Consider the following 12,450-nt stretch of genomic DNA (forward strand, 5'->3'; position numbering starts at 1 on the left):
CCGTGGTCGGCGGGCGGCGGGGACGTGGGGTGCTGGGACGTCAGCGGCCGGCGGCGGCCTGCTCGGCGGTCGCGTTCGACTCGTCGAGCAGCGACTGGATCTTGGGCTGCGTCTCGGCGAGGTAGTCGGCGGCCGTCTGCTGGCCGTCGATCACGGGCTGGATGTTCGTCCACAGCTCGTCGTACCACTGCGCGCCGTACGTGTAGGCCGCGGGCATCGCGCGCCCGTAGTCCTTCACGATGTCCAGGAACTCCTGGCGGTTGGCGGGCTCGGCGTCGGGCGCCGCGGCCCACTCCTCCGCCATGTCGACGAGGTTCGGGACCTGGATCCCGGCGTCGACGAGCGTCTGCTGAGCAGCGGCGTCGGCCGAGAGATAGGTCACGAGCTTGACGGCGTCGTCGGGCAGCTTCGTCGTGTTGGACACGCCGATGCCGAGCGAACCGATCCACGTGGCGGACTCACCGGTCTCGCCGGCGGGCCAGGGGATGAGGTCGTAGTCGAAGTCGAGCTCGTTGTAGACGCTGACGTCCCACGGGCCGACGGGGAAGAAGGCGATCTCGCCGGCCATCCACCGCTGGTAGGTGTCGAGCGTCGCGGCCTCGGAGGCCGACGGCGTGACGCCGTGCACGTTGGTGAGGTCGGCGAACCACTGGAGGGCCTCGGCGAACTCAGGGGTGTCGACGGTGACCTCGGTGCGGTCCTCGTTCGTCCAGTCCGCGCCGTTGCTCCACACGAGCGACTGCAGGTTCCACTGGACGTTGAGGCCGGTGCCCCACTGGTCGAGGGCGCCGTCGCCGTCGGTGTCCTTGGTCAGCTGCTTGGTGACGTCGACGAACTGGTCGAGCGTGTAGGGCACGTCGGGGTCGGGCAGGGGGATGCCGTTCGCCTCGAGCATCGTCTTGTTGTAGCCGAACGCGAACGGGCCGACGTCCTTGGGCAGGCCGTAGAGCGCGCCGTCGGGCGTGCCCTGGAGCTCGCCGTCGAAGCGGTAGGAGTCGACGCCGTAGTCCCACATGTTGTCGAGGTCGACGCCGCTGGCCTCGACCTCCTCGGTGATGTCCATGAGGACGCCGGAGGAGACGTACGACTGCAGGTTGGCCTGCTCGATGTAGAAGACGTCGGGCACCTTGTTGCCGGCGACCGCGGCCTGGAGCTTGGTGGAGTACTGGTCCGCGTCGGTCACGATCATGTCGACCTCGACGCCGGTGTCCGCGGTGAACTTCTTGATCGCCGTCTCGTAGGCCGTCTTCTCGTCGGGGCCCCCGCGGAACATGAACGTGAGCTTCTTCTCGCCGTCGTCCGCGCCGCCGCCGCCGCTGCTGCACGCGGTGAGGGCGAGCGTGCCGGCCAGAGCCGCGCACACGGACAAGGACAGGAGCCTCGTCTTCTTCATCTGTGCCTGCCTCCCATATCCCAAGGATCTGCGAGGTCACCACTTCGCGACCGGCGCGGGGCCGGTCAGGGTCGTCGTTGACCTCACTGCTCGTCGACGTTGTGTACAACGTCGTTCTACAACGTTGCACAACATGGCACGTTCCCGACCGGGTGGTCAAGCCACGATCGGGTAACGGTACGTCGGGGCGCGTGCCGCACCGGGCGACGTCCGCCCTGCGCCCGCTGTCCGTCCACGGCGTGAGTCGCCGGGGCCCGTGGTCGGCTCGATCCCGCTCCACCCCTCGGGTCGCTTGACCGGGGCGGGCGCGGTGGGCATGATGCGTCTACAACGATGTAGAACACGAACCCGCGAAGGAGCTGGTCGTCATGGCGCTGCTGGCGCCCACCCCACCCATGGGCTGGAACAGCTGGGACTGCTACGGGACCACGGTCACCGAGGACGAGGTGCTCGCCAACGCGCGCTTCCTCGCCGAGCACCTGCTGCCGACCGGCTGGGACACGGTGGTCGTCGACATCGCCTGGTACGACCCGACCGCGCGCGCGCACGGGTACAACGCCGGGGCGCCGCTCGCGCTCGACGCGCACGGGCGCCAGCTCCCCGCCGAGAACCGCTTCCCGTCCGCCGCCGGCGGGCACGGGTTCCGGCCGCTCGCCGACGCCGTGCACGCGCTCGACCTCCGCTTCGGCGTGCACGTCATGCGGGGCATCCCGCGCCTCGCCGTCGAGCGCGACCTGCCCGTGCACGGCACCACGTGGACCGCGCGGGACGCCGCCGACACGACCTCGACGTGCGCGTGGAACCCCGACAACTACGGGCTCGACCACGACCACCCGGCGGCGCAGGCCTACCTCGACGGGCAGGTCGCGCAGCTCGCCGACTGGGGCGTCGACCTCGTCAAGGTCGACGACATGCTCGCGCCCTACCACTCCCGGGCGATCGAGGCCTGGGCGACGGCGATCGAGCGGAGCGGGCGCGACATCGTCCTGTCCCTCTCGCCCGGCACGCACCTGTCCATCGCGCACCTCGACCACCTGCGCGGCCGCGCACAGATGTGGCGGGTCTCCGACGACCTGTGGGACCGCTGGGAGGACGTGCACGCCCAGCTCACGCGTCTCGCCCGGTGGGCCCCGCACCAGCGCCCCGGCGCGTGGGCCGACGCCGACATGCTGCCCCTCGGGCGCATCGGCATCCGCGCCGAGCGCGGCGAGGACCGCCAGAGCCGGCTCACGCTCGACGAGCAGCGCGCGCTCCTGACCCTCTGGGTCATGGCGCGCTCGCCGCTCATGATGGGCGGCGACCTGCCGACGAGCGACCCCGCGACGGTCGCGCTGCTCGCGAACCCCGCCGTCGGGCACGTGCTGCGCACGGGGCAGGACGGCCGCGAGCTCCTGCGCGAGGACCTCGGCGACGGCGAGCTCGTCGTGTGGTCCGCGCACGCCCCGACGACCCGCACACGCTACGTCGCGGTGTTCTGGACCGGGGACGCCGCGCGGCGGCACACCCTGCCGCTGACCTCCGTCGTCGGGCACCCGTCCGCTCCCACGACGTGGACGGTGCGCGACCTGTGGGACCTCGGCGACCGCGAGGACCCGCACCCGACCTGCGCCGCCGACGGCGACCTGGACCTCGACCTGCCCCCGCACGGTGTGCGCTGGCTCGCGCTCGACGCGGCCTGACGCCCCGGCACCCACCGGGCGCGACCTCCCGCCCGCGCACCCACCGACGCACGCACGACCACCGTCCGACAAGGAGCAACGCATGCTGCCCGTCTCGCTGACCGTCGACCCCGCCTTCCGGGTCGGCCCCGTCCGGCGCCGGACCTTCGGGTCCTTCGTCGAGCACCTGGGCCGGTGCGTCTACACCGGCATCCACGACCCCGAGCACCCGACCGCCGACGAGGACGGGTTCCGCGGCGACGTCATCGAGCTCACGCGCGAGCTCGGCATCTCGACGGTGCGCTATCCCGGCGGCAACTTCGTGTCCGGGTACCGCTGGGAGGACGGCATCGGCCCGCGCGACCAGCGCCCGACGCGCCTCGACGTCGCCTGGCACTCCTCGGACCCGAACCTCGTGGGCGTCGACGAGTTCATGCGCTGGACCACGAAGTCCGGCACCGAGGCGATGATGGCCGTCAACCTCGGCACGCGCGGGATCCAGGAGGCCATGGACCTGCTCGAGTACTGCAACGTCCCCGGCGGCACGCGCCTGTCGGACCTGCGGCGGGCCAACGGCGCAGCCGACCCGTACCGCGTGAAGATGTGGTGCCTCGGCAACGAGATGGACGGGCCGTGGCAGCTCGGGCAGATGTCCGCGTACGAGTACGGGCGGCTCGCGGCGCGCACCGCGGCGGGCATGCGGATGATCGACCCGGGCATCGAGCTCGTCGCGTGCGGCTCGTCGGGCGTCGTCATGCCGACGTTCGGCGAGTGGGAGCGCATCGTCCTGCAGGAGGCGTACGAGCAGGTCGACTACATCTCGGCCCACGCGTACTACTGGGAGGAGGACGGCGACCTCGGGTCGTTCCTCGCGAGCGCGGTCGACATGGACCACTTCGTGGAGTCCGTGACCGCGACCGCCGACTCGGTGCGTGCGCACAAGAAGGTCGCCAAGCGTGTGCACATCTCGTTCGACGAGTGGAACGTCTGGTACCAGGACCGCGCGGAGTCCCGCCCGCCCACCGGCGACGACTGGCCCGTCGCCCCCGTGCTGCTCGAGGACCGGTACAACGTCGCCGACGCCGTCGTGGTCGGCAACCTGCTCATCTCGCTGCTGCGGCACACCGACCGGGTGCACGCCGCGAGCCTCGCGCAGCTCGTCAACGCGATCGCGCCGATCATGACCGAGCCCGGCGGCCGGTCCTGGCGACAGACGATCTTCCACCCGTTCGCCCAGGCGTCGGCGTTCGCGTCGGGCGAGGTGCTCCGGGTCGCGATCGAGGCCCCGACCTACGAGACCGCGAAGTTCGGCGACGTGCCCGTGGCCGACGCCGTCGCCACGTGGGACGCCGAGACCGGCGCGCTCGCGCTGTTCGCGGTCAACCGCTCGACGACCGACACCGTCGAGCTCACGGTCGACGTGCGCTCGCTGCCCGGGCTGAGCAGGGTCGTGGACGCGACGTCGCTGTCGAACCCCGACCACACGTGGCAGGCCACGGCCGACGACGCGACGAGCGTCCTGCCGCGCAGCAACCCGAGCGTCAAGCTCGACTCCGGCACGCTGACCGTCGAGGTGCCGCCGGTGTCGTGGAACACCGTCCGGCTGGGGATCTGATGGCACGGCACGGGCGTGGACCCGCCCGGGGCGCGCTCCGACGTGCCGGGGCCGCCGCGGTGGCGTGCGCGCTCGCCGCCGGTCTCGCCGCGTGCACCGCGGACGACGGGGCCGCGCCCGTGCCGACCCCGACCGGCCCGGCGGCGACCGAGCTCGCGCTCTCGGGCGACCTGCGCACGCACGACCCCGCGCTCGTCGTCGGCGAGGACGGCGAGCCCTGGTACGTGTTCTCGACGGGTGACCAGCGCGTCGGGCTCGGCTCGATCCAGGTCCGCACGTCGCCCGACGGTCGCGAGTGGACCGAGGCCGGCACCGTCTGGACGGCCTCGACCCGGCCCGAGTGGGTCTACGAGCAGATCCCGGGCGTCACCAACTTCTGGGCGCCCGAGCTCGTCGAGAACGACGGCACCTGGTACCTGTACTACTCGGCGTCGACGTTCGGCTCGAACCGCTCGCTCATCGGCCTGTACACGAGCACGACGCTCGACCCGTCCGACCCGGCGTACGCCTGGGTCGACCAGGGCGAGGTCTGGCGCTCGACGCCCGGGGAGACCGACTACAACGCGATCGACGCGGGCATCGTCGAGGACGCCGACGGGACGCCGTGGATGGCGTTCGGGTCGTTCTGGGGCGGGATCCAGCTCGTCGAGCTGTCCTGGCCGAGCGGCAAGCCCGCCGACCCCGCCGCCGAGGCCGTGACGATCGCGTCGCGCCGCGGCCAGCCCAACGCGATCGAGGCGCCGTACCTCGTGGCCCGCGACGGGTGGTTCTACCTGTTCGTGTCCCGCGACGCGTGCTGCCAGGGCACCGACTCGACGTACAACATGGCGGTCGGCCGGTCCCGCGAGGTCACCGGGCCCTACGTCGACCGCGAGGGCGTCCCCCTGCTCGAGGACGGCGGGACCCCGCTGCTCGCGACGCGCGGGGACCGGGTCGGCCCCGGCGGGCAGTCCCTCTCGGCGGGGCACCTCGCGTTCCACTACTACGACGCGGGCCTCGGCGGGGACTTCCGGCTGGCGATCCGCGAGCTCGCGTGGGACGACGACGGCTGGCCCGTCGCGACGACCGCCGAGGAGCAGGCGGCGGACGCCGCGGGCGCCGACGAGGGGTGAGGGTGGTGGACGGGGGTGCGGTGGCTCAGCAGCCGGCGCCGCCCCCGTCGCCGCCACCACCCATGCCGCCACCGCCGAAGTCGCCGCCGCCCCAGCCCGAGCTGGAGTCGCCCGACGTGCCGTACCAGGCGCCCGCCCCCGCGCCGCCGACCCAGGTCGCGTCGCGCGTCGCCCAGCCGGAACGCCGTCGGCTGCCTCCGGTGCGGTTCCCGCGCGACACGGCGGCCCCGATCACGGACACCAGCACGACCGCACCGACGAACACGAGAAACAGCGTGATCTCCATGACCGCTCCCTCCGTCCCGGCAGGACGTCCGGCCCGGGGGACCGGCGCGACCGCGGCACCGTCGCCGCCCGGGGAGCGTCTCCCCGGTGTGCGAGAAGGCTAGGGCCGCGGGAGCGCGGCGTCGAGGGTCCGGAGGCGGCCGCCCCGCCCGGTCCCGACCCGCACGGCGTGGAGCCGGACGGTCGCGGCCCGCAGGTGACCGGGCGACGCGGCGCGGGCGTCAGGGCCGACGACCATACTGACGGCATGGTCGAGGTCATCACCCTGCTCACCGCCGTGGTCAGCGCCGCCGCCGCGGCGGTGAGCGCGTGGGTCGCGGTCGCGCAGTGGCGCGCGAGCAGGGCGGCGCGCGCTGCCCAGGGGTCCGGCGGCGACACGGTCACCGGCACCGGCACGGTCACCGGTACCGGGCTGCCGGGCGACCGACCGGGCGCGACGTCCGGCGCGGGACACGGCGGGGGAGCGAGCGCCCGGCCCGGCGAGCTGCCGGACGGTCCCGGTGCCACCGGACGTCCCGGGCAGCCGGAGACCACGGAGCCGGTCGGGTCGCGTCCGTCGACCGACTGGGTCGTGCCGCGCTCCGTCGACGAGCCCGGTGGGCCCGACCGGCCGACGCCGGCGCTCGCACCGGCGCCGTCCCGCACGCTCGCGGTCGCCTCCGGTGTCGCCGCCGTGTGCCTGGCGCTCACCGCGGTCGCGCTCGTCGGCTACGCCCGGGAGCAGGCGGACGGCGCGGCCGGCGACGGCCTCGCGGGGTCGGTCCTCAGCGTCGCGATGCTCCTCAGCGTGTGCGGTACGGGGCTCGCCACGTGGGTCATCGTGACCCGCCGGTCGCGCACCGCGCAGGACCAGCGCCGTGCGGCGCTCGCCTTCGCGGGCTCGCTCGCGCCATGGATCGCGCTCACGGTCGTCGACCTGGTCGGCGGGCTCGCGGGCTGACCCGTGGCGCCGCACGGCCGGGGCTGGCCGGCGCGGGAGCCCGCGACCCGTCAGGTGCCGGCGGTGCCGGTCGCGACCTCGCCGCGCAGCGCGCGCTCGAGCACGAAGTCGTCCTCGAGCCGGTCACCGACCAGGAACCGCTTGGTCCCGACGACCTCGAACCCGGCCCGTCGGTAGAACGCCTGCGCCCGGAGGTTCAGCTGGTTGACGCCGAGCCACACGCCCGCCGCCCCGGTGCGCCGCGCGGCGTCGAGCGTCGCCGCCATGAGCAGCGTCGCGACGCCCTGCCCGTGGTGCCCGGGCAGCACGTAGCACTTCGAGAGCTCGACGGTCGGGTGCAGGCGGACCGCCGCACGCACGTCCGCGTCGGCGGGCTCGCCCTCGACGAGCATCGTGTAGCCGACGGGCTGCGGGACCGCGTCGTCGTGCGCGACGAGCAGGGTCCGCGCCGGGTCCGCGAGGTACTCCGCGAACCGCTCGGGGGACAGGACCTGCGCGATGAACGCCTGCTGGGACTCGCGCGTCGACCCCGGCGGGCACGCGAGCGGAAAGGTGATCGCGGCCAGGGCGGCGAGCGCGTCGGCGTCGCCCGGCACAGCGCGGCGCACGCGCGCGCTCACGGGCGCACCGCCCGCCGGATCGCCCGGAACACCAGCCCGCCGACCCACGCGACCCCGGCGAGGCTCGCCGCGTTGACGCCGCGCCGCGCGGCTCGCCGCCGGCCACGGAACTCACGGATCGGCCAGCCGACCTCGCGCGCGTGCCGGCGCAGGCGCCCGTCCGGGTTGATCGCGCACGGGAAGCCGACCTCGGACAGGATCGGCACGTCGTTCGTCGAGTCGCCGTACGCGTACGACTGCGTGAGGTCCAGCCCGTCGCGCTCCGCGAGCGCCCGCACGGCACTGGCCTTGGCCTCTCCGTGGAGCAGGTCGCCGACGAGGTAGCCGGTGTAGAAGCCGTCCTTGTGCTCGGCGATCGTGCCGAGCGCACCGGTGACGCCGAGCCGGCGGGCGATGAGCTCGCCGACCTCGACGGGAGTCGCCGTGACCAGCCACACCTCGTGGCCGGCGGCGATGTGCTCGTCGAGCAGCTTCTGGGTGCCCGGGTAGATCCGCAGGCAGAGCACCTCGTCGTACACGTCCTCGGCGATGGCGGTCACCTCGGCGACCGAGTGCCCGGTCATGATCGACAGCGCGCGCGAGCGCACCTCGTCGATCTGGCCGAGGTTCTCCCCGAAGAGCTGGTAGCGGGACTGGTGGAGGCCGAACGAGAGCAGGTCGCGCTTGCGGAAGAACCCGCGGCGGTACAGGCCCACGGCGAGGTGGAACGCGCTCGCGCCGCGGATGATCGTGTTGTCGACGTCGAAGAACGCGCCGATCCGGGGGCGGGTCCCGGCGTCCACCGCCTCGGCGCCCGCGTCGGGGGTCGCGGGGTGCGCGCGCCCGGCGGCTCGAGGTGCGGCGTCGGGCGCCGCCACGATGTGCGGGACGACGGCCGCACCGGCGGCGGCGACCTCGTCGGGCGTTGTCGGCTCGGGCACCCCGTCACTGTAACGAGCCGTCCTAGGCTGGGGGACGTGCTCCCCGTCGACCCGTCCGAGCCCCCGGCCGCACCCGTCCGCGTCGTGCTCTACGGCCGTGCGGGCTGCCACCTGTGCGACGAGGCGCGCGAGCTCGTGCGCGCGGTGTGCGCGGGGTCCGGTGCGGGCTGGCGCGAGGTCGACGTCGACGATCCCGGCGCGCCGCCGCTGGCGAGCGGCGAGCCGGTGCTCGACGCCTACGGCGAGCTCGTGCCGGTCGTCGAGGTCGACGGGATCCGCCAGGGCTACTGGCGCATCGACGCCGCGCGGGTCCGCCAGGCCCTCGCTGCGGGACCCCCGACGTCCTAACCTGACCCGAGGACCACCCCGGGAGGTCAGAGATGGGCGCCCCTCCGCCCGGCTCCACCGACGCACCGCCGCGCGACGCCGCGCCGCTGGTGCGCCCGGCCGCGCGCACCGTGCCGCCGTCGACCGTCGCGCGGCTCCCCGGGTACCTGCGCGCGCTCGCCGAGGTCGAGGCCCAGGGGGTGCGGACCGCGTCGTCGGACGCGCTCGCGGACGTGGCCGGCGTGAGCCCCGCGCAGCTGCGCAAGGACCTGTCGTTCCTCGGCTCGCACGGCACGCGCGGGGTCGGCTACGACGTCGCGCACCTGCGGGGCCAGATCGGCGTCGTGCTCGGGCTGACGCGCCAGCGCCCGGTCGTGATCGTCGGGCTCGGGAACATGGGGCACGCGCTCGCGAACTACCCGGGCTTCGCCGAGCGGGGGTTCGTGGTCGTGGGGCTCGTCGACGCGGACCCGCGGGTCGTCGGCACCCAGGTCGCGGGACTGCGCGTCGAGCCCGCCGAGCGGCTCGTGGACGTCGTGCGCGAGGGCGGCGCGACGATGGCGGTCATCACCGTCCCGGCCGCGGCCGCGCAGGACGTGTGCGAGCGGCTGGTCGCGGCGGGCGTGCGGGGGATCCTCAACTTCGCCCCGCGCGCGCTGCAGGTGCCCGACGGCGTGGACGTGCGCTCGGTCGACCTCGGCTCGGAGCTGCAGATCCTGGCGTTCCACGACCAGGCCCGGTCGATGTCCTGAGCGCTCCCGGCCGGGAGGTCGGTCGTGGGCCGGGACGGACCTCGGGCGCGACGACCGGGGGGACGGTCGCCGCGCCCGAGGAGGATGCGGTGCGCACGTGGGTGCGCGGTGGCCCGGGGGCCGGGAGGTGCGTCAGGCGGGCGTCACGCCTGCTTGATGATCGACGCGTCGATCGTGATGACGACCTTGTCGCTGACGAGCACGCCGCCGGCCTCGAGGGCCGCGTTCCACGTCAGCCCGAAGTCCTTGCGCGAGATCGTCGTCGTGGCCTCGAAGCCGGCGCGCGTGTTGCCGAACGGGTCGACCGCGGTGCCGCTGAACTCGGTCGCGAGCTCGACCTCACGGGTCACGCCGTGGATCGTCAGGTCGCCGACGATGACGTGGTCGGAGCCGGCGGGGCGCACGGCGGTCGACGCGAAGGTCCACTCGCCGAACTGCTCGACGTCGAAGAAGTCGGCCGTCTTGAGGTGGCCGTCGCGGCCGGCGTCGCCGGTGCTGATGCTGGCGGGGTCGAGCGTCGCGGTGACGGACGTGGACGCGAGGTCCTCGCCGACGACGACGGTGCCCGAGGTGATCGCGACGGTGCCGCGGACCTTGGAGATGCCGGCGTGGCGGACCGTGAACGCAGCCTCGCTGTGCGACGCGTCGACGGCCCAGGTGCCCGTGGCGAGGTCGGACGGGACTGCGGTGGAGGTGGTGCTCATGATGATCTCCTCGGGAAGCCGTTACTTGAACCGTCAATGAAGCGTTAGTTGAGATTTCTACTACACTGAGCGTCGACGCGCAACCCCCTAGCGTGGATCGCACACGACGCCCGCTCCCGACCGTCCACCGCGCCACCCCCGCGCCCCGCCCCGAGCCCGACCCCCGGAGACCCCATGACCAGCACCGACACCCGGACCGAGACCCCCACGGACGTCCGCTGGCTCTCGCCCGAGCAGCAGACGCACTGGCGCGCGTTCCGCGACGGCACGGCGCTGCTCCTCGACGTCCTCGGCCGCGAGCTCGACGACGACAGCGGGCTCTCGCTCGGCGAGTACGAGGTCCTCGTGCGGCTGTCCGAGGCGCCGGGCCGCACGCTGCGGATGTCGGAGCTCGCCGGGGAGCTCGCGCACTCGCGGAGCCGCCTCACGCACACCATCCGGCGCATGGAGAGCGACGGCCTCGTCGCCCGGACGCCGTGCGCCGAGGACGCCCGCGGCGTCAACTGCACGATGACCGAGGCCGGCTGGCAGCGGATCGTCGACGCCGCACCAGGGCACGTCGAGGCCGTCCGCGCGAACCTCGTCGACGTCCTGACGCCCGCGCAGCTCGCGGCGCTCGGTGAGGCGATGGGCGTCGTGATCGAGCACCTGCGCACCGCGGCCCGCCCGCGGTCGTCCGCCGGCGGCTCCGGGGGTCGCGCCCGCCGCTGACCCGGCGTGCGGCGGATGGTTCCCGGCGTGGACGTCGCCCATCTCACGCCCGCGCCGGACCCAGCACACAGCCACGTTTGCGACACTGGGAGCATGGTCGCCACCACCCTGCACCTCCTGCGTCACGGCGAGGTCCACAACCCCACGGGCGTGCTCTACGGGCGCCTGCCGGGCTACCACCTCTCCGAGCGCGGGCACGCGATGGCGGCGCTCGTCGCCGAGCACCTCGCGGGCGGGCGCGGCACCGAGCGGGCCGACGTCACGGTCGTCATCGCCTCCCCGCTGCAGCGCGCGCAGGAGACCGCCGGGCCCATCGCGGCCGCGTTCGGCGTCGACGTCCGGACCGACGAGAACCTGCTCGAGGCCGAGAACCAGTTCCAGGGGATGACGTTCGGGGTCGGCGACGGGTCGCTGCGCCACCCCCAGCACTGGCCGCTGCTGCGCAACCCCTTCCGCCCCTCGTGGGGCGAGCCGTACCAGGCGCAGGTCACGCGCATGCGCGCCGCGCTCGATGCCGCACGCGAGGCCGCCCGCGGGCACCAGGCCGTCCTCGTGAGCCACCAGCTGCCCATCTGGGTCACCCGTCTCGCGTTCGAGAACCGCCGCCTGTGGCACGACCCGCGCCGACGGCAGTGCTCGCTGGCCTCGCTCACGTCGCTGCACTACGAGGACGACCGCTTCACCGGGCTGACGTACAGCGAGCCCGCCGCGGAGCTGCTGCCCGGCGCGGCGCGGGTGGCCGGCGCGTGACCTCGCGGGCTGCCGGCCGGGCCGGACGGGGTGCGCGGGCCGCCGCGGGCGCCGCCGGGCTCGTGCTCGCCCTCGGGCTGCTCGGGGCGTGCACGCCGGACGACACCAACGCGCCCGACGACGTCGTCGGGCAGGGGTACGAGTCGGGCGACGGCTCCGCGAAGGTGTGGTCCGAGGCGGACCGGTCCGAGCCCGTCGAGCTCGCCGGCACCGACTTCGCGGGCGAGGCGCAGGACGTCGCCGCGTGGCGCGGGGACGTCGTCGTCCTCAACACCTGGTACGCCGCGTGCCCGCCGTGCCGCGCCGAGGCGCCCGACCTGGTGGAGGTCGCGACCGAGTACGCCGACCGGGGCGTGCACCTGCTGGGCATCAACGGCACCGACGACGCGGGCGCCGCCGAGGCGTTCCAGCGCACGTTCGGGGTGCCCTACCCGAGCATCGCCGACACCGACGGGACCGCGATCGCGGCCCTCCAGGGCACCGTGCCGGTCCAGGCCGTGCCGACGACCGTCGTGCTCGACCGCGAGGGCCGCGTCGCCGCCCGCATCCTCGGCATCGCCGAGGGGTCGACGCTGCGCGCGCTGCTCGACGACGTGCTCGCCGAGCAGCCGGGCGCGACGACGTGACCGGCGCGGCACCGGGCCTGCTCGGGGCCGCGCACGG

Annotated in this window: 14 protein-coding genes; 9 read left to right on the forward strand and 5 right to left on the reverse strand. The window is 74.3% G+C overall.

Going from position 1 to position 12,450, the window contains the following annotated elements; translation table 11 throughout:
- Positions 1-40: 40 nt before the first annotated feature.
- The gene (locus tag NXY84_RS04740) at positions 41-1,393 is read right to left on the reverse strand and encodes an ABC transporter substrate-binding protein (RefSeq protein WP_258726009.1); all 1,353 of its coding nucleotides are present in this window, start codon (positions 1,391-1,393) and stop codon (positions 41-43) included.
- A gap of 368 nt (positions 1,394-1,761) precedes the next feature.
- Here NXY84_RS04740 and NXY84_RS04745 point away from each other — a divergent pair, with 368 nt between their 5' ends.
- From NXY84_RS04745 to NXY84_RS04755, 3 genes are all read left to right on the forward strand, one after another.
- Positions 1,762-3,072, forward strand: coding sequence for a glycoside hydrolase family 27 protein (locus tag NXY84_RS04745; protein WP_258726010.1), 1,311 nt, complete (start codon positions 1,762-1,764; stop codon positions 3,070-3,072).
- Between the two features lie 82 nt (positions 3,073-3,154).
- Positions 3,155-4,666 carry an alpha-N-arabinofuranosidase gene (locus NXY84_RS04750; protein WP_258726011.1) on the forward strand — a complete coding sequence of 504 codons (1,512 nt, stop codon included), beginning with the start codon at positions 3,155-3,157 and terminating at the stop codon, positions 4,664-4,666.
- A gap of 119 nt (positions 4,667-4,785) precedes the next feature.
- A complete protein-coding gene (locus NXY84_RS04755) occupies positions 4,786-5,778 on the forward strand; it encodes an arabinan endo-1,5-alpha-L-arabinosidase (protein ID WP_258726012.1) in 993 nt (330 codons plus the stop codon).
- Between the two features lie 25 nt (positions 5,779-5,803).
- On the opposite strand, the gene NXY84_RS04760 is transcribed toward NXY84_RS04755, so the two are convergent.
- Positions 5,804-6,064: a hypothetical protein gene (locus tag NXY84_RS04760; RefSeq protein ID WP_258726013.1), complete on the reverse strand. Its 261-nt coding sequence runs from the start codon at positions 6,062-6,064 to the stop codon at positions 5,804-5,806.
- 246 nt (positions 6,065-6,310) lie between these two features.
- On the opposite strand from NXY84_RS04760, the gene NXY84_RS04765 reads away from it, so the two are divergent.
- Positions 6,311-7,003, forward strand: coding sequence for a hypothetical protein (locus tag NXY84_RS04765; RefSeq protein ID WP_258726014.1), 693 nt, complete (start codon positions 6,311-6,313; stop codon positions 7,001-7,003).
- A 50-nt stretch (positions 7,004-7,053) separates the two neighbouring features.
- On the opposite strand, the gene NXY84_RS04770 is transcribed toward NXY84_RS04765, so the two are convergent.
- Together NXY84_RS04770 and NXY84_RS04775 are read right to left on the reverse strand one after the other, a co-directional pair.
- Positions 7,054-7,623, reverse strand: a complete 570-nt coding sequence (locus NXY84_RS04770) for a GNAT family N-acetyltransferase (protein WP_258726015.1) — start codon at positions 7,621-7,623, stop codon at positions 7,054-7,056.
- Positions 7,620-8,405 (reverse strand): HAD family hydrolase, encoded by a 786-nt coding sequence (locus tag NXY84_RS04775; RefSeq protein WP_258727117.1) that lies wholly within the window; start codon positions 8,403-8,405, stop codon positions 7,620-7,622. Before NXY84_RS04775 ends, NXY84_RS04770 begins: the two co-directional genes overlap by 4 nt.
- Before the next feature lie 174 nt (positions 8,406-8,579).
- Between NXY84_RS04775 and NXY84_RS04780 the strand changes: the two genes are divergently transcribed.
- Together NXY84_RS04780 and NXY84_RS04785 are read left to right on the forward strand one after the other, a co-directional pair.
- On the forward strand, positions 8,580-8,891 hold the full coding sequence (locus tag NXY84_RS04780) for a glutaredoxin family protein (RefSeq protein ID WP_258726016.1): 312 nt from the start codon (positions 8,580-8,582) through the stop codon (positions 8,889-8,891).
- 32 nt (positions 8,892-8,923) lie between these two features.
- Positions 8,924-9,622, forward strand: a complete 699-nt coding sequence (locus NXY84_RS04785; protein WP_258726017.1) for a redox-sensing transcriptional repressor Rex — start codon at positions 8,924-8,926, stop codon at positions 9,620-9,622.
- Positions 9,623-9,765: 143 nt separating this feature from the next.
- On the opposite strand, the gene NXY84_RS04790 is transcribed toward NXY84_RS04785, so the two are convergent.
- Positions 9,766-10,326, reverse strand: coding sequence for a YceI family protein (locus NXY84_RS04790; RefSeq protein WP_258726018.1), 561 nt, complete (start codon positions 10,324-10,326; stop codon positions 9,766-9,768).
- A 174-nt stretch (positions 10,327-10,500) separates the two neighbouring features.
- Between NXY84_RS04790 and NXY84_RS04795 the strand changes: the two genes are divergently transcribed.
- The 3 genes from NXY84_RS04795 to NXY84_RS04805 all read left to right on the forward strand — a co-directional run bounded on the left by NXY84_RS04795 (position 10,501) and on the right by NXY84_RS04805 (position 12,413).
- A complete protein-coding gene (locus NXY84_RS04795; RefSeq protein WP_258726019.1) occupies positions 10,501-11,037 on the forward strand; it encodes a MarR family winged helix-turn-helix transcriptional regulator in 537 nt (178 codons plus the stop codon).
- A gap of 93 nt (positions 11,038-11,130) precedes the next feature.
- The gene (locus tag NXY84_RS04800; protein ID WP_258726020.1) at positions 11,131-11,787 is read left to right on the forward strand and encodes a histidine phosphatase family protein; all 657 of its coding nucleotides are present in this window, start codon (positions 11,131-11,133) and stop codon (positions 11,785-11,787) included.
- Complete coding sequence (locus NXY84_RS04805; protein WP_258726021.1) at positions 11,784-12,413, forward strand: TlpA family protein disulfide reductase; 630 nt, start codon at positions 11,784-11,786, stop codon at positions 12,411-12,413. The genes NXY84_RS04800 and NXY84_RS04805 overlap by 4 nt, the downstream gene beginning before the upstream one ends.
- Positions 12,414-12,450: the final 37 nt, after the last annotated feature.

Origin of the sequence: Cellulomonas sp. NS3 (assembly GCF_024757985.1) — a bacterium.
Classification (GTDB): domain Bacteria; phylum Actinomycetota; class Actinomycetes; order Actinomycetales; family Cellulomonadaceae; genus Cellulomonas_A.